The sequence below is a fragment of the Massilia hydrophila genome, assembly GCF_020208145.1.
Taxonomy (GTDB): domain Bacteria; phylum Pseudomonadota; class Gammaproteobacteria; order Burkholderiales; family Burkholderiaceae_D; genus Telluria; species Telluria hydrophila.
This window is the reverse complement of sequence record NZ_JAHYBX010000007.1, coordinates 13,787-34,679: the sequence shown is the minus strand read 5'-3', so window position 1 is coordinate 34,679 and position 20,893 is coordinate 13,787. Positions and strand designations below refer to the sequence as shown.

The following is a 20,893-nucleotide window of genomic DNA, read 5'->3' as shown; positions in this document are numbered from 1 at the left end:
GACCGCGTGGGCGGGAAGACCCGCCCACCCTACATTTTTCCTAGTTGCTCCTTTGCGTAGGAAGCGCCCGATCCGGACGGCGCCAGCTCCAGGTAGGTCTTGTACGCCCCCTTCGCCTTGTCCCTGTCCCCGCCGCGCGCATAGGCATCGCCCAGGTTCATGTAGGCGATCGCCCTCGACGGGTCCATCTTCACCGCATTCTCGAACCAGCGCGCCGCTTCCGCATACCGCTCCTGCTTGTAGAACACGAAGCCGAGGTTGTTCGCCGCCAGCGCGAAGTTCGGCCGCAGCCTGAGCGCCTCGGTGAACTGCGCTTCCGCCTGCGCATACTGTTTTTCCTTGTACAGCAGCAGGCCCTGGTCGTTGGCGCGCTGCGCCTTCTGCCGGTTCGATACCGGCACCGCGGCCGGCGCGCTGATGCGCGTTTCGCCGCCTTGTAGATCCTTGACTACCACCGAGGCGGCCGGTGCCGAGGCCTGCGCATCGAGCTTCGTGTTGAGTGCGATCGCATCGTTCGACAGCTGGGCGGTACCAGTATTCAGGAACTCGCTTTCCTCCGGCAGTTCGAACACGAATTCGCCGCCTTCCGAGCCCGGCAGGCTGCCGAAGGCCGGCGTCTGCTGCGACACGCTCGACACCGCCGGCGCCACGTAGGCCGCCAGCTCGGTGCCGGTGATCAGGCTGTCGCCGTTCAGGTCGGCCTTCCCGCTCAAGCCCTGCAGCAGTGTCCAGGTGAACACCGAGTGTCCGTTCGGGCCGCCGTCCGACACCAGCTGGTCGGTGCCGCCGGCGGTGAGCATCTGGCGGCCCAGGCGCTTCGCGTTGTCGCGCAGGAAGGAAGCGTTGGCCGCGCCGCGCGTCAGGCCCAGCCCGCTGTAGCAGGCGTCCATCACGAACAGCGCGTGCTTGGCCGGCAGGCTCTCGGCGATGTTCTGGATCTCGGTCATCGGAATCGCGTCCGTGGCCAGCCGGTCCGGATCGGCATCGACCGGCACGATGTAGCCGAGGTCGCGTCCCGAACTCAATTTGCGGGTGGCGCCGTGGCCGGCGAAGAACACGAAGATGCGGTCGTTCGGCTGCAGGTTGCCATGCGCCAGCCGCTCATGGAAGGCGGCCAGGATGCCGCTGCGGGTCGCCTGCTCGTTCTTCAGCGTGATCACGTGCTCCGGCGCGAACCCGAACTTCTGCACTAAGAGCTGCCCCACGCCCTCGGCATCGCGCACCGCATACTGCAACTGCGGCCATTTCTGGTACTTGTCGATGCCGACCACCAGTGCCCACGAATTGGCATAGCCGGTGGCCGCCGCGCGCGCCACCGGCGCGGGGGGCGCCGCGCCGGACACCTTGAAACGCTCGCCATCCCAGCCGGCGAACTGGTAGCCATCGGCCACCAGGCGGTCGAGGATGGCAGGGAGCGCCTTGACGGTGCGCTCGTGGATGTCGTGGAACAGGATGATGCCGCGGCCCTCCTTGTCGACACTGCGCAGCACGCGGTCGGCGATGGAAGAGGGCACCGGGTCGGCCCAGTCGAGCGAATCGATGTTCCACATCACCGAGGTCAGCTGGGCGCTCTCCAGCGCCTGCATGGCTTCGCGGTTGCGCGCGCCGTAGGGAAAGCGGAACAGGGCCGAGCGCTGCGGATCGACGGCCTTCAGCAGGGTATCGGTATTCAGGATCTCCGCACGCAGGCCTTCGCCCGACTGCTTGGACAGCTGGGCGTGCGAGAAGCTGTGGTTGGCCAGCACATAGCCGGACTGCTTCAGGCGCCGCATCACGTCCGCGCCGCCATTGAGCCTGGCCTTGCCCTGGGCGTCGAGCGAGCCGATGTTGCGGCCCACGCTGAAGAAGACCGCCGGCGCGTTGTACTGCTTGAGGATGGCGGCGATCTCCTCGCTGTAGCGGCGGTGCGGGCCGTCGTCGAAGGTCAGCACCACGGTTTTCTTCGGCAGCGTCTTGCCAAAGATTTCGCCCTTTTCGATTGCGGCTTGCGCCGCGGCAGCCGGCGCCGGGGGCTCCGATGGCTCCGGCCTGGCCGGGTAGGCGAGGATGACGCCGTATTCCTTGAGGATGTCGTCGCGCCGGTACAAGGTGTTCAGGTGGGCGACGTAGCTGTCCCATTTCTCGCGCTTGAGCGCGATCGCGCGCGATTCGAAGCGGCCGAACACGGCGCGGATTTCCTTCTCATAGTTGCGCTCGATTTCGGCGAGCGCGTCCAGGTCTTCCGAGATCCGCTTGTGCAGCTTGATCGCGGGCAGCGAGGAGTCCTTCGCCACCAGCGCCAGCAGCGACTGCATGGTTTCGCGGAAAGCCAGGCGGTCGGCGTCATACAGGCCTTCGCCTGATTCCACATAGTCGAGCAGGCTGCCGACGGCGTCGAAGCGCGTGGGCTTGCCGGAGGCGAGCAGGGTGGCCAGGGCCGCCTCGAGCTTGCCGATGCGTTCCTGGTTCTCGTGGAACAGCTGCTGGCCCACGCGCCTGGCCTGCTCGCGTCCCTCGGCGGACAGGGCGGCTTCGTCCTGGGTCAGGACGATGATCTTGCGGTGCGCGGCCAGTACCGTCCGCAGGTCGGCGCCGATGGCGCTGACATCGGGGGACTGGGCGGGAAGGGGAGCGCTGGCGGGCGCGGACGGGGAGCCCAGGCTGGCGATCCAGCTGCCAGCCGCAGCACCGGCCGCCGCGACGGCGAACACAACGTAGTACAGGACTTTGCGTTTCACGGCTTGGTGGAGTGCGAGAGTTAATTTGGGGCAACAATATCATCCCGCGGCCGTGGCCTGTTGAGGAAACCCTTGCGTCCACAGCCAAACAACGGCAATGCCGCCCTGGCGGCGGCATTTCTATGCAACAGGCGTGGAAGCTGTATCAGGAAGACGACAGCACGAAGGTATTGCCATCCGGGTCGCGGAATGCCGCATAGGCGCCCCAGGGCTGCACGGTGGGCGGCTCGATGAATTCGACGCCGCGCTGGCTCAGCTGGCGATAGGTGGCTTCCACGTTGTCGCAGGCGAAGGAGCCGTTGAAGAAGCTGCCGATACGGTCTTCCTGGCCGTCCGGCGTGAACAGCACCACGCGCGTGGCGGAGTGGGCGATGCGCAGCTCGATCCAGCGCTTGCCCGGACCCATCGGCTGGTCGGTCGCGATGTCGAAGCCGAGCCGTTCGGTGTAGAAGGCGAGGGCGCGGTCCTGGTCGGACACCGGGATGCTGACGAATTTCAGTTGGGTGATCATGGCGGGAAATCTTGTTGTTGTCGTGGCTGGCATTATGGTGGCAGACTCGCCGCCGAGCATATTTTTTACTACTATAGTATTCATGACTACCCGCCAGTATTCGGTCGATGCCTATGTGTTCGATGTGTTGATGCCGGATCTCGTCGGCCACGACCGCCGGCCGGCTGCTTTTGTGGTCTATCTTTATCTGCTCACCAGTGCGCAGGCGCTGGGGCGCGACCTGGTGCCGGCGAGCCTGCAGGCGATCGCGGTCCGGACCGGGCTGTCGAAGTCGGCGGTGCAGGTGGCGCTGCGCCACCTGAAGCGGCGCGGGCTGGTGGAGGATAGCGATGCCGGCACGCAGCTCAATCCGGTGCGCCGGGTGCTGCGGCCGTGGCGGCGGCGCTGGACGGCCGGGGCAAGTGCATGAGGGCTGTCCAACAGTCTTGTGCGGATGAGAATCCTTGCTATAATAGGCGGCTTCGTGGACACACGAGACCCCATCAGGAGAGATGGATGAGTGGTTTAAGTCGCACGCCTGGAAAGCGTGTATAGGTTCATAGCCTATCGGGGGTTCGAATCCCCCTCTCTCCGCCAAGACACCTAAGCCCCTGATTCATGGGGCTTTTTTTGTTGTATCGACTGAGCCACCTGGATCGTTCTGGGCTCGTTGGGTGGCGGTTCAGGGACAACTAGCCTCACCGACTTGTCGAGCTTTTCCATCTTCTCTGCAGACTTTGGTGTTGCACTTCGCGTACAAGACAAGCCTCGCAGTTTTGCTATCCGCTCAAGGCAGACGTCTCAACCCCCAGCATCGCATAGCGCATCGCCGCCTCCGCCGCATACCCCGTCGGCATGACTTCTCCCGCGGCGCAAGAGAGCTGGTAAGCCCCTTCCATCAGTGCCAACACGCCGGCGGCAAGTTTGCGCGCTTCCGCTTCCTGCCGTCCTTGCCCTCGCAGACAATCCGCCAACAGGCTCGTCAACAGATCGAGTTCAACAACGACGGCCCGCTGGAATGCCTCCCTCACCTCGGGCTGCCGCACTGCCTCGGCAGCGATCATGACCCAAGCCGCCACGATCTCCTGCGATGCGCCAGGTCCCAGGCCGAGCCGCGCCTCGATGTAGGCGCGCAGGCGCTCGCCAGGATCCTCCGCCGCGCCGGCCAGTTCCGCAAACCGCTGTTGGCCGTAGTCCGCCAGCGTCGTCACCAGCGAAACCAGAATGTCTTGCTTCTTTTTGAAATGATAGTGCAGCAGGCCTGGCGCCAGGCCTGCCTCGGCCGCAATTGCCTGTATCGTCGCCTTCTCGTACCCTTGCTTTGCCATGACGGTCTGCAGTGCACGCACGATCCCAGCCCTGCGGAACGCTGAATTGGATTTTCTCGCCATCAATCACGCTTTCTTGGTTAATCAACCAAATAATACTTGCTTGTCGGTCCGCTGTCGTCTTAAACTTGTTTCGTGATTTGGTTAGCCAACCAACTTAGGAGCGCACCTTGTCGACGACGCATGTTCTTCCATTGCCCGCTACTGCAGGCCGATGCCTCCTGGTCCCGAACTTCCTGACCCAAGCCGAGTGCCAGGAGCTGATCGCCCTGAGCGAATGCCGCGGCTATGTCACTGCCGAGACCGACTATCCGCCCTCCTATCGCAACAACCACCGGCACGTGAGTGATTCGAGCGACCTGGCGGCTCGCCTGAGCGAACGCCTGCGCGTTCACGTCCCAGCCACACTCATTGCGGATGGTCGGGAATGGTCCTTCGATGGCATCAATGAACGATTCCGCTTCTGCAGGTATCAAGCAGGGCAGCGCTTCAACGTGCACCAGGATGGCGTACACCATCGCGGTCCCGCTTGTCGCTCCCATCTCACCTTCCTCGTCTACCTGACGGATGGCACTGCGTTCGTGGGTGGAGACACCGTCTTTTATACCCAGGGGCCGGCCGGCCACGGCCATGGCGGCGCCCGGTGCGAACTGGGCCGGGTGCGGCCTCAAGCCGGAAGCCTGCTGCTGTTCGATCACGACATCTGGCACGCGGGGGACGAAGTCACCGCGGGCACCAAACATGTGCTGCGTAGCGACGTCCTGTATCGCGCATCGGTGGAAGACAGGCATGCGGTGGAACGACCTGAGCACGAAGGATACGTCTGGTCGCTCGCCGGGCTCGAATGCGGCTGGACAGCCAGTGGCGGGCGCGACGCGACCATCCGCATCTGGGATGCTGACGGCCAGGCAGTGCGCTACCTGCGCGGGCACGAACAGTCCGTGCTGGGCCTGGCGCCGCTGCCCGGCAAACGCCTGGCGTCGGTATCGCGCGACCGCTCGCTGCGCATCTGGGACTGGTCGAGGAACCTGTGCGGGGCCAGTGTGCTGGCACACGACACTGCGGTACTTGACGTGATCGCACTGCCTGACGGCACACTCGCCACCGGCGGTGCCGACGGCAACATCAAGCTATGGCGGCAGGACGGCAGCGCCATCGGTAGCCTGACGGGCAAGCAAGGCTGGATATGGCAACTGGCTGCCTGGGGAAGCAACGGCATCGCCAGCGTGGCCGAGGATGGGTGCGCCCACATCTGGGATGTCGCTTCCATGCGCTGTACCGATACGCTCGAAGGAGACACGCCGCTACGCACGCTACTGGTCGCAGAAGGCGCGATCTGGACCGGTGACATCGAGGGCCGGGTGGCGTGCTGGACGCTTGGTGCCGCCGGATGGAGAAAATCGTCGCAGTTCCAGATGCATCGCGCGGCCGTCCGACGCTTGCGTTATCTCGGCGATGGTTTGCTTGCCAGCTGCGGTGAAGACTGCGCAGTGCGCGTCTGGGACGCCGCCAGCGGCGGGCAGGTGTTCGAAGCGAGGCACAGGAACTTTGTCACCGACACGCTGCGCCGCGGCGATGCTCTCCTCAGCAGTTCGTACGACGGCCAGATCCTCGTTCACGACAGCTGCCTGTCCCCAACCACCTGGTGAGCAGGCCCGTGATCGATTTCAGAAAGCATTGGACCGAAGACTGGGCTCGGCTCAATCTGCCCGGCGCCGAAGTCTGGCTCGGTCGCGTGCTCGCCAGCCATGCGGCGCCTTCGCGCCACTACCATACGCTGCAGCACCTGGATGAATGCCTGGCGCTCTTCGATCAGGTGGCGCACCTGGCAGGGCTTCCCGGCGAAGTGGCCATCGCACTGTGGTTCCACGACGCGGTGTACGTTCCGCTGGCAACCGACAACGAAGCGCGCAGCGCGGCATGGGCAAGCGAGGCGCTACGAACCGCCGGAGCCCCTCCGGCAGTGATCGAACGAATCCAGGCGCTCGTCATGGCGACGGCCCATCATGACGCTGTAGCGGACGCCGACGCGCGTCTGGTCATCGACATCGACCTGGCAATCCTGGGTGCCGAGCCGGCGCGTTTCGCGCAGTACGAACAGCAGGTGCGTGCCGAATACGCCGCCGTGCCGGCACTTCCATACCGGCGCAAGCGCAATGAGATCCTGTCGCGTTTCCTGGCACGGCCCGTGATCTACGGCACGCCGGAAATGCATGGCCGGTTCGAGGCGCAGGCACGAATGAACCTGCGGCATGCCATCGGACAGTGAACTTCTGGTTCGTTTTGACGGCGACTTCCGATCCACATATTCCGCACTACCGGTCGAGCTCGCACTTGATGTAGACAACGAAGCTCGGCGGTTCCACAGGCTCTCGACTCGTACCACAGCCAGGAGTAGTACAAATCGACTACCCATTTGGTATTCCTGTACGGGCCAATCACGGACAAACCTACCTTGTGAGTAAGCTGCCCAAGGCTTAGCGTAAACCAGTCGAGCGAATTTGCCAGCGCAGCTTCGGTAGAGGTCAAAACAAGGGAAATGCCAGGTCTTGCACCGCCGTTCCTTTCAGTCGCCAAACAGTACCGCCGCTGAAGCCAGCAAGCCATTCCTGCTGTACGCCACTCCTATACCTCGTTTAAACAGCTTAGCGGCAGAGCTTCCGTTCTACCGAGTCTGGAAAGGTTTCGTCACGCCGCAGCGGCCAAAGATGGGGCTGACTATCCGGCGCTTTCATTTCCATCTAGGGAGAGTCAACATGCAAACAGCGATTCCAGCAAGCGTTAAAGAAAAGAGTGGCAAGCGCAGCGCAGTGCGCCGGTTTGGCCTGGCCGCAGCGGTCTTGCCTTTACTGTTTGCCATTCAGGCCGGGCCGGCACAGGCCCAGGCGAAGAATGGAACCACACTCGCGGCGTACAAGACAATCGACATCTGCGAAGTCAATCCCACTACCTGGCGTTATTCCGGCTTGATTGCGGTATGGAATAGCGGTGCCGTCGATACCCAGGGCCTGCAAATCATCGACACGATCCAGAGCAAGGTCGGAACCAACTGGATTAGCCAATATAACGTGCCGGTCGGGGTGTATGCCGAGATTCCGGCGGGAACTACCCTGGAAACCGCCACGGTCTTTCCCTACAGTGTCGATCTTGGTGCTTTATCGGGGACGATTCGGAATGTCGCGAACGTCACGATCACGAACCATTCCGGTTCCCTGGGAACAAAAAAGGGTCCTGAAACAAAGGCCACGTTTACCGGCACGGTCGAGCCTTGCAAGGCGGGCTCGGGCTGCGCCTATACGCAGGGCTACTGGAAGAGCAAGCCCAACGTTGTATGGCCTCAGCCATACACGCGTAGCGCTGATTTCTACCTGAGCGCTCAGAGCTGGCAAAAGGTGCTCGAGAACTCGGGAAACACCGCTCCCGGTTATTACCAGCTAGCCCATCAGTTCATCGCAGCAACGCTGAATGTGGCGAATGGCGCATCCGTTCCAAGCGGGATCAAGGATACCCTGGTGCTTGCCGAGAATTGGCTCGGCACGAATACGCCTGCGGCGTGTGCCGCCAAGGGCAGCTGCGGAGAGCAGAAAGACTGGGGCGCCGTACTGGACCAATATAACAACGGCAAGTATGCCGGTGGTCCGCCGCACTGCGAATGATCGTTTTCGTTTGACGGCGCCAGGCATGCATCCTGGCCGGCTGTGATAGCGGTACAAGAACATTCCACCGCCGTCTGCTTGCGCAATGGTTTCTGCATTCGACCGGGCCAGTCCCGGTCTTTTTCTTGCCGCCCTGACGGCATCAATTTTGTGCAGGCCAATAGCGGCATCCCGGCAATAAGCCCCAGGAAATGGAGCGCCACTTCATGCGCATCACCTTATGCCTTTCTCTTTTAGCAAAATACGCTCGGCAGCGGTATCGGAGACCGTTCTTTACCACCGAAGCGCTTCCAAACTGTCGAGTTTCTTTACAGTGGTGCATCACACCAACTCCGTGTTTTATCTCAAGTTATTGTTTGTATTAGGAAATTTTATTTGGGCACAAAAATTGCTTATAATCTAGAAAAATTTATTATAGGGATCGCCATGAAAAAGCTCGTCTTGCTTGCCCTGCTGACCGCCGCCAGCGTTGCCCATGCCACACCCAGTTTCATGCCGGTCGGCCCCCAAGCCAATGTAGCTGTCTCGACAGTCCTGGCGGGAGGCTGGAGCCAATGCTACGTGGGGAGTTTCTCGACGCCGATCGGCGTCAATGGTGAACAGGTATTGAGCGCCTGCCAGGGCGGCAAGCTGATGATGGCCGGCCGTGCCACCGGCAGCGACACGCTGCTGATACTGGCGGCGGCCGATCGTGCCGACACGATCTTCAATACGGGCTTCATGAACACGAGTACCACCCATGTCGCCAACGGGTCCCAGTGGTACTACGCGCCGAATTATTCATGGGGATTCACGGCGCTCGACGATACCGTGTACAAGTTCGAATGCGATATGTCGAGCAGCCCCACCAGCATGTGCCTGCATACGATGGCAAACGTCGGCGGCTACCGGATCAACGATATCCTCACCTTCGGCGATAATTACGAAAAGATCTTTTTCGTTTCAAAGGAGATCCCCGAGCCGGCATCGCTTGCCCTGTTCGGCCTGGCAGGCGCAGGGCTGATGGCGGCACGGCGCCGCCGTCGCGCCTGATCGATACCCCTGCCTGGCAAACCCGGCCAGGCAGCACAGGTTCTGCTTTCCCTACCCGCCATTGCGATTGCGCGGGATGGCGCTCCCGGACGACGTACATCTCCGGCACCGCCATTCCTGCGGCTTTTGCGCGTCCATTCGCATATCCCATGGGGTTTGTCCAGATTTCTGCCCCAATTTGGCAGCAATGCCACGCATGCCGGCCGCATGGCCAAATAATCTGTGACTCCTCCATGAAACGGTGCTAGATTGACATTTTTTCGGGGAAAGCCATTCCCCCAGCGTTACTTTCGGAGGGAGAGAGCGACGATGGACGACATGACGTTCGAGCAGATGAAGCAGGCCAAGGAATACTTCCACGCCACCGCGATGACCATCCCGGGGGTACACGGCACCAGCATCGGCATCAAGCGCGTCAGGGGTGCGCCGACCGGCCGCCTGGCGATCTGCGTGCACCTTGGCCGCAAGCGCGCGCTGGACGTGATCGCGCCCGAACACCAGATACCCCTCGAGATCGACGGCTTCCCGACCGACGTGATCGAGCATGCGCCCATCATCCGCTGCGAAGCCAAGTCCGAACGGCGCGCCATGTACGAGGACAACAGCAAATACCGCCCGCTCGTTGGCGGCACCAAGCTCAGCGCCGGATTCTCCTTCGGCACCCTGGGCTGCATCGTGGCCAAGCCGGACGGCAGCCGCTACGCATTGTCCGCCGCCCACGTGCTGGGCGAGGTCGGCACCACCGTGTACCAGCCGGCCAAGGTGAAATGCGACGAGATCGGCGCCACCGCCGAGTCCCTGGACTGCTCGCAGATGGACGCCGCCATCGCCAGCCTCGATTACTACCAGGACGCCGGCCTGGCCCGCATCCGCGAGATCGGCGCCATCAGCGGCACCGGCGAGGTCGGCAAGGACCAGCTGCCATACCCGGTCGCCAAGCGCGGCGCCTCCACGGGCCTGAGTTTCGGCAGCGTGGTCGCCATCTGTTACAGCGGGCTGGCGGCCAACCTGGAGCAGTTCCAGGACATGCTGTTCATCGACGGCAGGGACGAGGCCTTCATCGACCACGGCGATTCCGGCGCTGCCGTCGTGCATCCGATCGACGAGGACAACAACCTGGTGCTCGGCCTGCTGTGGGGCAAGGCGCCGGACACCAACCGCGTCGGCGTGGCCACGCCCATCGACCGCATCACCGCCGCGCTGGGCGTGCGGGTACTGACCAGGGACGACCCGGTGCGTCCCTCCGGCGAAACCCTGCTGGGCCGCTTCGAAGCCTTCCTCGGCGAGACCGAGCGCGGCAAGGCCTACTGGGACGCTTATGCGCACAACCGCATCTACTTCCGCCACATCTTCCACCAGGTGCCGCGCCTGGCCGCCACCTGGCGCAAGATGCCGGTAGCCGAGATGATCGAGGCCCTGCGCCGGGCCATGCAGGACCCGGACACCGTGATCCCGATGTACATCGGCAGCCGCGAGACCGAGGACGTGATGTGGGACCTGTACGAGGCGCTCGGCAGCTACCTGCAGAAGAACCACCAGGGCATGCTGCAGCAGCAGGCCGCGTCCTTCTGCCGCCTGGTGTGCGGCAACATCGGCAACAGCTGGCGCAATGCGCTGCACGGGATCGCGCTGCAGGACGTGCACCTGAACGACTGACGCCGGCGGCCAGCCCATGGGCGGCGGTTGCTATAATCGCGGATTACCGATCAACGCGATTTGCCGTCCACGAGAGTCCCATGTTGCGCACGCTTGTCATTTCTCCCAACTGGATCGGCGACGCCGTCATGGCGCAGCCGCTGCTGCACCGCCTGCGCGAGCGCCATCCCGAGCGTCCGATCGACGTGCTGGCGCCCGGCTGGGTGGCGCCGGTGTGGCGCGCGATGCGCGAAGTCGACACCGTGATCGAATCGCCCTTCAAGCATGGCGCCCTGCAGTGGAAGGAGCGCAAGGCCTTCGCGAAGATGCTCAGGGCGCGCGGCTATGCCGATTCCTACGTGCTGCCCAATACGCTCAAATTCGCCCTGATTCCCTGGCTGGCTGGCATCAAGCGCCGCGTCGGCTACAAGGGCGAGATGCGCTATGGCCTGGTCAACGTGATGCACCACGACGACAAGGCGGCGCCGCGGCCGATGGTGCCGTTCTATGCCGCGCTGGCCGACGCCCCGGTGCGCCAGCTGCCGCCCGCCGGCAAGGCGCTCGAACCGAGCATGCAGGTGGCGCCGGAACAGGCCGATGCCGCCATCGCCCGCCTCGCTCTGCCGGCCGGCGCCTATGTCGCGTTTGCCCCGGGCGCCGAGTTCGGCCCGGCCAAGCGCTGGCCCGCGGCCTACTTTGCCGAACTCGCGCAGACCATCCGCGCCCGGCGGCCGGATGCGCAGATCCTGCTGATGGGCTCACCCAAGGACCGCGCCGTGTGCGACGAGATCACCGCCGTCGTGCCGCAGGCGCACAACCTGGCCGGCGCCACCTCGCTGGACGAGGCGATCGCGCTGATCTCGCGCGCGGCGGCGCTGGTCACCAACGACTCCGGCCTGATGCACATCGGCGCCGCGCTCGGGCGGCCCGTGGTGGCGATCTACGGCCCGACCGACCCGCGCCACACGCCGCCACATTCGGCGCTGGCCAAGGTATTGTGGCTGCATATCGAATGTTCGCCCTGCCAGCAGCGCGAGTGCCCGCTGGGCCACCAGAACTGCATGAAACAGATCCTGCCCGCCGATGTGTGGCAACCGCTGCAGCCGATGCTGGCCGCGGCCTGAACGAAAGAAGAGGTAGAAAATGATACTGGTTACTGGCGCAGCAGGCTTCATCGGAGCCAACCTGGTGCACGCACTGTCGCGGCGCAAGCCGTTCAGCGTGTTCGCGGTCGACAACATGTCGCGGCCGGAAAAATTCCACAACATCGTCGACGCCGAAGTGGCGGACTTCGCCGACAAGGAAGACTTCCTGGTGCGCCTGAAGGCCGGCGAATTCGACGGCAAGTTCAGCGCCGTGCTGCACCAGGGCGCCTGCTCCAACACCATGGAGACCGACGGGCGCTACATGATGCGCAATAACTACGACTATACCGTCGCCCTGTTCGCGTTCTGCCAGCGCGAGCGCATTCCCTTCATTTACGCGTCCTCGGCCGCGGTGTACGGCGGCGGCAGCGTGTTCAAGGAAGAGCGCCAGTACGAGCGGCCGCTGAACGTCTACGGCTACTCGAAGTTCCTGTTCGACCAGTACCTGCGCCGCCACTGGCAGCAGCACGGCATGCAGCACGGCAGCCAGGTGGTGGGGCTGCGCTACTTCAACGTGTACGGGCCGCTGGAAGGGCACAAGGGCACGATGGCCTCGGTGCCGTTCCACCAGTTCCACCAGTTCCAGAAAGAGGGCAAGGTCAAGCTGTTCGGCGCCAACGAGGGCTACGAGGCCGGGACCCAGATGCGCGACTTCGTCTATGTGGAAGACGTGGTCAAGGTCAACCTGTTCTTCCTGGATCACCCGGAGCAGCGCGGCATTTTCAACCTCGGCACCGGCCGCGCCCAGCCCTTCAACGACCTGGCGGTGGCCACCGTCAACGCGCTCGCCAACGAAGGCAAGGCGCCGCTCTCGCTCGCGCAGGTAGTCGAGCAGGGCCTGCTCGACTACCTGCCTTTCCCCGACAAGCTGAAAGGCAAATACCAGAGCTTCACCCAGGCCGACATCGGCGTCCTGCGTGCGGCCGGCTATACCGAACCCTTCACCGACGTGGCCAGCGGGGTCGCCAGGTACATGGCCTACCTGAAGGCGGCAGGCTGAGCGATCTATCGGATTTGCTTCAACGAGCCTGTAGGGCTCAGGCGCTGCGTCCGGCCATGGTGCCGTGTCCGCCCACCGGCTCGGTCTCGAAGCGTTCGCCGAAGCCGGCGATCAGTGGCCGGCCCTTGGCGATCGCGGCGCGCACCGCGGGCAGCGACAGCGAGGCCTGGTGGCTGGCCTGGTCGATCCAGGTCTCGGTGATCCAGATCGCATCCGCATCCTGCTTGTCCTTGGCGATGCCGTAGCTGACGCAGCCGGGCATGGCGGTCGTGCCTTCCAGCAGGATGGCGATGAGGGCGTCGCGCTGGCCCGGCTGGGCGCGCATTTTTCCGATCAGGCCGTACATGGGCGAGGTTTCCTTGTTGGGTGGGATGGCCTGGGCGGCCAGGGGCAGGGCGGCCAGGGCGGCAAGGGTGGTGCGGCGGGAAATCGTCATGGCCGGTCCTGTCGAAAATGCACCAGTATAGGCGCGCGCGGCGCACGGCTGCAACGGCGGCCTGCACCGATATGCATGGCGCGTGCCGGCTGCGTTAAGATGGTAGTTTGCCAAGCTGGCGACTCCCGAACGGATATCCCGATGCGACCACTTTCCCTGGCCCTGGCGCATGCCGCAGCCCTGACCCTGTCCTCGTCCGCTTTCGCACAGGCGCCGCGCCTGGCCGAGCCGGTGCTGCGCGGCCACCTGGCCTTCCTTGCCGACGACCTGCTGGAAGGCCGCGGCACCGGCCAGCGCGGCGGCGCGCTGGCGGTGCGCTACCTGGAGACCCAGGCCGCGATCGCCGGCCTGCAGCCCGCGTATCCGGGCGCGGCCGATGGCGGCTACCGCCAGAAGGTCGAGATCGAAGGCAGCCGGCTGCTGCCCGGCAGCGCGGTCAGCTTCGAGGTGGGCGGCCAGCGCCTGGCGCCGGAAACCGGCAAGGACATCGTGTTCGGCACCGCCAGCGGGCGCCCCGACCTGGCCTTCGACGCGCCGCTGCTGTTCGTCGGCTACGGCGTCGCCGCGCCGGAAGAACACTGGGACGACTACAAGGGTGTGGACGTGAAGGGCCGGATGCTGGTCATGATGGTCAACGATCCCCAGCCCACCGCGCAGGAGCCGCAGCGCTTCGGCGGCAAGGCCTATACCTGGTACGGGCGCTGGATGTACAAGTTCGAAGAGGCGGCGCGGCGCGGCGCGGCCGGCGTGCTGCTGATCCATACGCTGCCTTCCGCGTCCTACCCGTGGAGCGTGCCGGCCAACGGTTTTTCGCGCGAGCGCTTCCACCTGGCCGGCGGCGGTAACGGGGTCGAGGGCTGGCTGCACGAGGACATGGCGCGCCGGCTGTTCGCGGCGGCCGGCTTCGAGCTCGACGTGCTGCGCGCCCAGGCCGAGCGGCGCGACTTCCGCCCGGTGGACCTGAAGGCCAGGGCCCGGGTGGCGCTGAAATCGGCGATCCGCACCGTGGAGCAGTACAACGTGGTCGGCATCGTGCCCGGCACCGATCCGAAGCTGAAGCGGCAGGCGGTGGTGTATTCGGCGCACTGGGACCACCTTGGCATCGACGAAGCCCCGCCCGCCGGCGGTGCGACCGATGCGCGCAAGGACCGCATCTATAACGGCGCCGTCGACAATGCGTCCGGCGCCGCGGCGCTGCTGGCGATGGCGGCCGAGGCGGCCAAGCGCCCGGCGCTGCGCACCCAGGTGTTCCTGTGGCCGGCGGCCGAGGAGCAGGGCCTGCTGGGCAGTGCCGCCTATGTCAGGAACCCGGTGCTGCCGCTGGCCGATACGGCGGCCGACCTGAACCTCGACAGCCTGAATTTCGTCGGCCTGACGCGCGACATCGGCGTGCCCGGCGCCGAGCGCAGCACCCTCGTCGAGACCGCGGCGGTGGTGGCGCGCAACATGGGCCTCAAGCTGGCGCCACGCATTCCCGACCTGTCCGGCGCCTACTTCCGCGCCGACCACTTCAACTTCGCCAAGGCAGGGGTGCCGGCCTTCAACGTCGGCTCGGCCGTGTTCTCGGGCGACGGCCACTTCGAGTTCGCGCACGACCATGCCGCCTCGAGCGAGAAGATGGTGGGCTTCAAGCGCGACTACCACCAGGTGAGCGACGAGTACCGCGCCAGCTGGGACCTGGCCGGCATGCTGCAGCAGGCCCAGTTCACCTTCAACCTCGGCTACGCGGTGGCCAACGCCGACGCCATGCCGCGCTGGAAGCAGGGCGACCCGTTCGGTAGCGTGAAGCGCTAGCCTATTCGCCGGCCGGGGCCGCGGCTGCGGCTGCTGCGTCGGCCAGGATCCGGTCCAGGTTCGCCATGTCCACCGGCTTGACCAGGTGGTGGTCGAAGCCGGCCTGCGCGCTGTTGCGGCGGTCCTGGTCCTGGCCATAGCCGGTCACCGCCACCAGGACCGCGCCGGCGGTGGCGGGCTCGCCCCGCAGGCGGCGCGCCAGTTCGTAGCCATCCATGCCGGGCAGGCCGATGTCGAGCAGGCAGACGTCGGGTGCGAACGCGGCCGCCTGCGCCAGCGCCTCGCGCGGGCCGTGCTCCACCCGCAGTTCGTGGCCATGCGCGGCCACCGCTAGCGCCAGCATGCGCGCGGCGTCGACGTTGTCGTCCACCACGAGTACTTTCAGGTGCGCGCCGGCGCGCGCCGCGCTTGTGCTGTCCGCGGCGGGCGCGGGAGCGCCATCCGTGTCCGCGCAGCGCGGCAGGCGCAGCGTGAAGCTGGTGCCCAGGCCCTGGCCGGCGCTCGACACCGTCACGCTGCCGCCATGCAGTTCGATCAGGCTGCGCACCAGCGCCAGGCCGATGCCCAGGCCGCCCAGCGCGCGGTCGGGCGTGCGCTCGCCCTGCACGAACATGTCGAAAGCGCGCGCCTGTTCCGCCGGCAGCATGCCGATGCCGTTGTCGCGCACTTCCACCAGTACCTGCTCATCCTTGTCGGCAAGCGCGACCGATACCGACAGGCTGCCGCCACGCGCGGTGAACTTGGCGGCGTTGTGCAGCAGGTTGCCGACCACCTGCACCAGGCGCTTGCGGTCGCCCAGCACCCAGCAGGGCTGGGGCAGGGGCCGCAGCGCCAGCGCGTGGCCTTTCTCGCGCACCAGCGCCTGCACCTGCTCCGCCGCTTCCTGCACCACGGCGTTGATGTCGACCCGTTCGCGCGCCAGCGTCACCAGCCCGCGCGTGACGCGCGACACGTCGAGCAGGTCGTCCACCAGGCCGGCCATGTGACGCGCCTGGCGCGCGATGATGGCGCTGATCTGGCGCGTGCGCGCCGCATCCAGCCCTTCCTGCCCCAGCAGCTGGGCGCCGGAGGCGATCGGCGCCAGCGGGTTGCGCAGTTCGTGCGCCAGCATCGCCAGGAATTCGTTCTTGCGCTGGTCGGCCTGGCGCAGCGCCTCCTCGGCGCGTACGCGCTCGGTGATGTCCTGCATGGTGCCGCGCAGTGCCTGCGCCTGTCCGTCCGGGCCGCGCACGCATTCGGCGCGGAAGTCGAGCCAGATGTGGTGGCCGTCCGCGTGCAGGGCCTCCAGCTGCAGCTTGCCGCTGCCGCCGCCGCGTACCAGTTCGCTGCTCAGGCGCTGGACCTCTTGCCAGGATTCCTCGGTCAGCAGGGTGCCACGCTGCTCCGGGAATGGCGGTACCGGCCGCCCGAAGATGTGCGGCACCGAGGCCGAGACCTCCACCGTGTCGCTGTCCAGCCGGCGTTCCCAGGTGCCGAAGCGGGCCAGCACGTGGGTTTCGCGCAGCGCCGATTCCTTGGCCGCCAGCTCGCGCGAACGCTCGGCCAGCAGCGCTGCGGCGTCGCGGATCGCGGCCGCCACTTCGGCCGCCTCGCGCACATGCACCTCGGCCAGCGGCGGCGGCAGCTCGCCCCGGCCGAGCGCCTCGGCATGGCCGCTCAGGGCCTGCACCGAGCGCGCCAGGCGCCCGCCGATCAGCCAGGCCAGGCACAGGCCGATCACGAACAGGGCCGCCGCCACGCCGGTCATCAGCGCCAGCTGGTCGAGCAGCTCGGCGCGCAGGCTGGCGCGCGGGATACCGATCGCCACGCCCCAGCCGGTGAGGGACGAGCGCGAAAAGGTGGTCAGGAGCGGCTTGCCTTCGCGCGAGCGCGAATCGACGGTGCCTTCCGGCTGGCGCATGAAGGCATTGCGCAGCAGCGGGTTGACCGGATGGCCGACCGTCTGGTTGCGGTTCATGTTGCGGTAGAAGATGGTGCCATGGCGGTCGAACAGCGACGCCACCGCGCCTTCCGGTACCGACTGCGGCGACAGGATGCCGCTGAAATAGTCGGTACCGATCCCGATGCTCAGCACGTAGGGCACCTCGGTGCCGACCCGTACCGGCACGTCCACGCTCACCGCCGGCCGCTGGCGCACGGCACCGACGAAGACGTCCGACACCGACGGCCGGCCGCTGGCGAACACCCGCGCCAGCTGGGCCGAGTATTCGCGCGGCAGCGGCGCGCCGTATTCGCGCGCGGTATTGACCAGCTGCTGGCCGCTGCGGTCGCGCAGCACCATGATCATGTCGGCGCCCGCCGGCGCCAGCGAGAGCGCCTCGCGCGCCTGGGCATGGACGCGCGCGAAGTCGCCGGCGTCGAGCGCGTCGATGGTGGACAGCGTCTGGGCGATGGACTGCGCCTGCAGCAGCTGGTTGTCGGCGCTGCGCACCAGGGCGCGCACCGTCTGCAGGGTGTTGCGCTCGATCTGGGCGCGCGCCTTCTGGTACTGGTGGACGAACAGCAGCGAGGCGCCGACCACGCCCGGCAGCAGGGTGGCCAATACCAGCCACAGCAGGTATGCGCGCAGGGGCCGGCGTGGTGTCGGGGCGGGACTGTCGGTCACGTTGGCAGCAGGGAAAGTATCGAGCCTTCGATTCTACGTGACATTCGGTCCCGGCGGTCGGCGCCGCAACTGGACGGTGCCGCCGCGCTCCCTAGCGGCCGCGCGGGAACAGCGTCTTGTACCAGATCGCGGTCGGGCGCCACTGGCCGTGCGGATCGCAGGCATAGTCGGGCAGTTCGCCCACGCGGATATACCCGGCCTTGCCGTACAGTGCCTCGGCGTTCGAGCCAGCTTCGGTATCGAGGAACAGCAGCCCGCGCCGCAGCGCCAGCGCCTCGTGTTCGGCCGCGGCCAGCAGCGCGCTGCCGATCCCGCGCCGGCGCATGCCGCTCCCGACCAGCATCTTCTGCAGCTCGGCGCGGTTGCTGCCGTTCGGCTTCTGGCACAGGTCGAGCTGGACGGTGCCGGCCAGGACCCCGTCGCACTCGGCCACCAGCAGCACCCGGCTGCCCGCGGCCACGTCCTGTTCGACGGCGTTCCAGTAGCGCTCGGTCTGCGCCGGGTCGAGCGTGGCCAGGAAGCCGAGCGAGTGGCCCTCGGCCACGGCCTCGCACAGCAGGCCCGCCAGTTGCGGTCGTAGTGCGCGGATGGCGCGGGCATCGGGGCGATGGACGATCATTTCAGGGTCTCCATATCAAGCGCAAAGGACGGGATGATGCGTGGAGTGACGCAGGAAGCGTGCCAAGCCGCCAGACGGCACGAACGGTCGTGCACTAAGTTTTCGTAAGAACAAATAACCGGGACAATGGCGTTGCATACACGCCATACGCTGCACCGTTTTGGTGGGTTTACTGCACCGTTTTGTCCATTCGCCATCGAATTTGCACCAGAAATTTCGTAATGTGTCTTGCGATCGGGCAATAGTGTCCGAGTTTGAACACACGAGCGAGACCAATGGATAACAGTACGCCCACGCGCGACAAGGAAGTCTTGTCCTTCCGCCTGGCCCAGGAAGAATACGCGATCAGCATTCTCAAGGTGCAGGAAATCCGCGGCTATGAAAATCCCACGCTGCTGCCCGGCGCGCCGCCCTGCATCAAGGGAATCGTCAACCTGCGCGGCGCGATCGTGCCGATCGTCGACATGCGCATCCTGTTCCGCCTGGGCGAGCCTACCTACGACCAGTTCACGGTCGTGATCGTCCTGAACATCCGGCAGCACGTGATCGGCATGGTGGTCGACAGCGTCTCCGATGTAGTGACCCTGCTGGACGAGCAGATCCGCCCCGCGCCCGAGATGGGCGCCAGCGCAGACGGCGACGCGATCACCGGCCTCGGCACCGTGGGGGAACGCATGCTGATCCTGCTCGACATCGACAAGCTGATGAGCTCCGAACAGCTCGGCCTGATCAAGGCCATGGACCAAGCTGCCTGAACGAACTTACCCACCGCCGGACCGTCCCGGCAATGAAGGAAATTGACATGAACCTTGCAAACCTGAATATCGGCAAGCGCCTCACTCTCGGCTTCGGCATCGTTTGCCTCATGCTCGCCGGTATGATCGTCACCAGTAACATGATGCTGGCGCGGGTCAGTGCCGGCACCGACGAAATCGTGAACAACCGCATGCCGCGCATCGAGGCGACCGGCAGGCTGCTTGGCGAGCTGGACAGCACCGCGATCGCGCTGCGCGACATCCTGATCACCGAGGAACACGGCATGCGCCAGAAGCAGGCCGCGCAAGTGCTCGCCGCACGCCAGGAAACCGCCCGCCTGCTGGACGACCTCGACAAGACACTGAAGCATCCGCGCGCGCGCGTCCTGCTGGCCGAGCTGCACAAGCAGACCGAGCGCTATGCGGCAGGCCAGCAGCACTTGATCAAGCTGAGCAATGACGGCTTGCAGGAAGAAGCGCGCCAGTACCTGGCCGAACAGCTGCGTCCCTTGCTGCTGGAAATGAAGCAGACCGTGCGCGAGCAGGCCGCGCTGCAGAAGCAGCTCGCGACGCAGAAGGCGGGCGAGGCCCAGCGTACCTACACCGACACGTCGCGCCTGATGTGGGGTATCGGCGCGTTCGCCGCGCTGCTGGCGTCCGCCATCGCCTGGTGGATTACCGGCTCGATCACCCGTCCGGTGCGGCGCGCGCTGGAGGTGGCGAATACCGTCGCAGCCGGCGACCTCGGCAGCCAGATCGACGTCAGCAGCCGCGACGAACTCGGCCAGCTGCTGCAGGCGCTGAAGACCATGAACGCGAACCTGGCACGCACCGTCGGCACCGTGCGCACCGGTACCGACACCATCGGCGTGGCCGCGGCCGAGGTCGCCGCCGGCAGCCAGGACCTGTCGAGCCGCACCGAGCAGCAGGCTTCCTCGCTGGAAGAGACCGCATCGTCGATGGAAGAGCTGACCTCGACCGTGAGGCAGAACGCCGACAACGCGCGCCAGGCCAATGTGCTGGCGGAAGCGGCATCCCAGGTGGCGCTGCGCGGCGGCCAGGTCATCGGCCAGGTGGTCGGTACCATGGGCGAGATCGACGCCTCGGCTGGCAAGATCAACGACATCATTGGCGTGATCGACGGCATCGCTTTCCAGACCAATATCCTGGCGCTGAACGCGGCGGTGGAAGCGGCCCGTGCCGGCGAGCAGGGCCGCGGCTTCGCCGTGGTGGCGAGCGAGGTGCGCAACCTGGCGCAGCGCTCGGCCGCGGCGGCGCGGGAAATCAAGGACCTGATCAAGGATTCTTCCGGCAAGGTGGAACTGGGCAGCAAGCTCGTGGCCGAGGCCGGCTCGACGATGGAGGACATCGTCGAAAGCGTGCGGCGCGTCACCGAGATCATGGGCGAGATCAGCTCTGCCAGCCAGCAGCAGACGGCTGGCATCGAACAGATCAACCAGGCCGTGCTCGAGATGGATCAGGTAACCCAGCAGAACGCGGCGCTGGTGGAAGAAGCGGCGGCGGCGGCCGAGGCAATGAAGGAACAGGCCGCCGTGCTGCATGCGGCGATGGCGGTCTTCAGCCTCGGCGACGCGGGAGAAGGCCAGGCGCAGGGCAGGCCGCGCCTGGCGCAGCCTGCACCGCGCCAGGCGCTGGCCGCGCTGCCGGCCTGAGCGGCAAG

Annotated in this window: 17 protein-coding genes and 1 tRNA gene; 12 read left to right on the top strand and 6 right to left on the bottom strand. The window is 65.7% G+C overall.

The window, feature by feature from the left end:
• Window positions 1-29: 29 nt before the first annotated feature.
• Together LE190_RS15955 and LE190_RS15950 are read right to left on the bottom strand one after the other, a co-directional pair.
• Window positions 30-2,717 carry a polysaccharide deacetylase family protein gene (locus tag LE190_RS15955; RefSeq protein WP_225239627.1) on the bottom strand — a complete coding sequence of 896 codons (2,688 nt, stop codon included), beginning with the start codon at window positions 2,715-2,717 and terminating at the stop codon, window positions 30-32.
• A gap of 145 nt (window positions 2,718-2,862) precedes the next feature.
• Window positions 2,863-3,228, bottom strand: a complete 366-nt coding sequence (locus LE190_RS15950) for a VOC family protein (RefSeq protein ID WP_225239626.1) — start codon at window positions 3,226-3,228, stop codon at window positions 2,863-2,865.
• Between LE190_RS15950 and LE190_RS15945 the strand changes: the two genes are divergently transcribed.
• Both LE190_RS15945 and LE190_RS15940 read left to right on the top strand, forming a co-directional pair.
• Window positions 3,200-3,637 (top strand): MarR family transcriptional regulator, encoded by a 438-nt coding sequence (locus tag LE190_RS15945; RefSeq protein WP_225239625.1) that lies wholly within the window; start codon window positions 3,200-3,202, stop codon window positions 3,635-3,637. The two genes, LE190_RS15950 and LE190_RS15945, sit on opposite strands and share 29 nt — an antisense overlap.
• A gap of 76 nt (window positions 3,638-3,713) precedes the next feature.
• Window positions 3,714-3,804 (top strand) — tRNA-Ser (locus tag LE190_RS15940).
• A gap of 182 nt (window positions 3,805-3,986) precedes the next feature.
• On the opposite strand, the gene LE190_RS15935 is transcribed toward LE190_RS15940, so the two are convergent.
• Window positions 3,987-4,598 (bottom strand): TetR/AcrR family transcriptional regulator, encoded by a 612-nt coding sequence (locus LE190_RS15935; RefSeq protein WP_225239783.1) that lies wholly within the window; start codon window positions 4,596-4,598, stop codon window positions 3,987-3,989.
• 107 nt (window positions 4,599-4,705) lie between these two features.
• On the opposite strand from LE190_RS15935, the gene LE190_RS15930 reads away from it, so the two are divergent.
• The 7 genes from LE190_RS15930 (at window position 4,706) to rfaD (ending at window position 13,003) form a co-directional block, all read left to right on the top strand.
• Window positions 4,706-6,184 (top strand): 2OG-Fe(II) oxygenase, encoded by a 1,479-nt coding sequence (locus LE190_RS15930; protein WP_225239624.1) that lies wholly within the window; start codon window positions 4,706-4,708, stop codon window positions 6,182-6,184.
• An 8-nt stretch (window positions 6,185-6,192) separates the two neighbouring features.
• Window positions 6,193-6,804: an N-methyl-D-aspartate receptor NMDAR2C subunit gene (locus LE190_RS15925; RefSeq protein ID WP_225239623.1), complete on the top strand. Its 612-nt coding sequence runs from the start codon at window positions 6,193-6,195 to the stop codon at window positions 6,802-6,804.
• Between the two features lie 280 nt (window positions 6,805-7,084).
• Entirely contained in the window at window positions 7,085-8,191 is a 1,107-nt protein-coding gene (locus LE190_RS15920) for a hypothetical protein (RefSeq protein WP_225239622.1), read from the top strand.
• 426 nt (window positions 8,192-8,617) lie between these two features.
• Complete coding sequence (locus LE190_RS15915; RefSeq protein WP_225239621.1) at window positions 8,618-9,223, top strand: PEP-CTERM sorting domain-containing protein; 606 nt, start codon at window positions 8,618-8,620, stop codon at window positions 9,221-9,223.
• A gap of 309 nt (window positions 9,224-9,532) precedes the next feature.
• Window positions 9,533-10,879, top strand: a complete 1,347-nt coding sequence (locus tag LE190_RS15910; RefSeq protein ID WP_225239620.1) for a chymotrypsin family serine protease — start codon at window positions 9,533-9,535, stop codon at window positions 10,877-10,879.
• 80 nt (window positions 10,880-10,959) lie between these two features.
• Window positions 10,960-11,982: a lipopolysaccharide heptosyltransferase II gene (gene waaF / locus LE190_RS15905; RefSeq protein WP_225239619.1), complete on the top strand. Its 1,023-nt coding sequence runs from the start codon at window positions 10,960-10,962 to the stop codon at window positions 11,980-11,982.
• A 19-nt stretch (window positions 11,983-12,001) separates the two neighbouring features.
• Entirely contained in the window at window positions 12,002-13,003 is a 1,002-nt protein-coding gene (gene rfaD / locus LE190_RS15900) for an ADP-glyceromanno-heptose 6-epimerase (RefSeq protein WP_225239618.1), read from the top strand.
• Between the two features lie 37 nt (window positions 13,004-13,040).
• Here rfaD and LE190_RS15895 read toward each other — a convergent pair whose 3' ends face one another.
• Window positions 13,041-13,439, bottom strand: a complete 399-nt coding sequence (locus LE190_RS15895; RefSeq protein ID WP_225239617.1) for a putative quinol monooxygenase — start codon at window positions 13,437-13,439, stop codon at window positions 13,041-13,043.
• Between the two features lie 141 nt (window positions 13,440-13,580).
• On the opposite strand from LE190_RS15895, the gene LE190_RS15890 reads away from it, so the two are divergent.
• Window positions 13,581-15,233, top strand: a complete 1,653-nt coding sequence (locus tag LE190_RS15890) for a M28 family peptidase (RefSeq protein WP_225239616.1) — start codon at window positions 13,581-13,583, stop codon at window positions 15,231-15,233.
• Between the two features lies 1 nt (window position 15,234).
• On the opposite strand, the gene LE190_RS15885 is transcribed toward LE190_RS15890, so the two are convergent.
• Together LE190_RS15885 and LE190_RS15880 are read right to left on the bottom strand one after the other, a co-directional pair.
• Window positions 15,235-17,838 (bottom strand): hybrid sensor histidine kinase/response regulator, encoded by a 2,604-nt coding sequence (locus tag LE190_RS15885; RefSeq protein WP_225239615.1) that lies wholly within the window; start codon window positions 17,836-17,838, stop codon window positions 15,235-15,237.
• A gap of 91 nt (window positions 17,839-17,929) precedes the next feature.
• Window positions 17,930-18,457 (bottom strand): GNAT family N-acetyltransferase, encoded by a 528-nt coding sequence (locus LE190_RS15880; protein ID WP_225239614.1) that lies wholly within the window; start codon window positions 18,455-18,457, stop codon window positions 17,930-17,932.
• Between the two features lie 275 nt (window positions 18,458-18,732).
• Here LE190_RS15880 and LE190_RS15875 point away from each other — a divergent pair, with 275 nt between their 5' ends.
• Window positions 18,733-19,212, top strand: coding sequence for a chemotaxis protein CheW (locus tag LE190_RS15875; protein WP_225239613.1), 480 nt, complete (start codon window positions 18,733-18,735; stop codon window positions 19,210-19,212).
• Window positions 19,213-19,259: 47 nt separating this feature from the next.
• Entirely contained in the window at window positions 19,260-20,885 is a 1,626-nt protein-coding gene (locus tag LE190_RS15870; RefSeq protein WP_225239612.1) for a methyl-accepting chemotaxis protein, read from the top strand.
• The last annotated feature ends 8 nt before the right edge of the window (window positions 20,886-20,893 follow it).

What these genes read in the sequence shown, in the direction of transcription:
- LE190_RS15945 (WP_225239625.1), top strand. Translation starts at nt 3,200, where the DNA reads ATGCTGACGAATTTCAGTTGGGTGATCATGGCGGGAAATCTTGTTGTT.
- LE190_RS15950 (WP_225239626.1), bottom strand. Translation starts at nt 3,228, where the DNA reads ATGATCACCCAACTGAAATTCGTCAGCATCCCGGTGTCCGACCAGGAC.
- LE190_RS15935 (WP_225239783.1), bottom strand. Translation starts at nt 4,598, where the DNA reads ATGGCGAGAAAATCCAATTCAGCGTTCCGCAGGGCTGGGATCGTGCGT.
- LE190_RS15915 (WP_225239621.1), top strand. Translation starts at nt 8,618, where the DNA reads ATGAAAAAGCTCGTCTTGCTTGCCCTGCTGACCGCCGCCAGCGTTGCC.
- LE190_RS15910 (WP_225239620.1), top strand. Translation starts at nt 9,533, where the DNA reads ATGGACGACATGACGTTCGAGCAGATGAAGCAGGCCAAGGAATACTTC.
- waaF (WP_225239619.1), top strand. Translation starts at nt 10,960, where the DNA reads ATGTTGCGCACGCTTGTCATTTCTCCCAACTGGATCGGCGACGCCGTC.
- rfaD (WP_225239618.1), top strand. Translation starts at nt 12,002, where the DNA reads ATGATACTGGTTACTGGCGCAGCAGGCTTCATCGGAGCCAACCTGGTG.
- LE190_RS15895 (WP_225239617.1), bottom strand. Translation starts at nt 13,439, where the DNA reads ATGACGATTTCCCGCCGCACCACCCTTGCCGCCCTGGCCGCCCTGCCC.
- LE190_RS15890 (WP_225239616.1), top strand. Translation starts at nt 13,581, where the DNA reads ATGCGACCACTTTCCCTGGCCCTGGCGCATGCCGCAGCCCTGACCCTG.
- LE190_RS15880 (WP_225239614.1), bottom strand. Translation starts at nt 18,457, where the DNA reads ATGATCGTCCATCGCCCCGATGCCCGCGCCATCCGCGCACTACGACCG.
- LE190_RS15875 (WP_225239613.1), top strand. Translation starts at nt 18,733, where the DNA reads ATGGATAACAGTACGCCCACGCGCGACAAGGAAGTCTTGTCCTTCCGC.
- LE190_RS15870 (WP_225239612.1), top strand. Translation starts at nt 19,260, where the DNA reads ATGAACCTTGCAAACCTGAATATCGGCAAGCGCCTCACTCTCGGCTTC.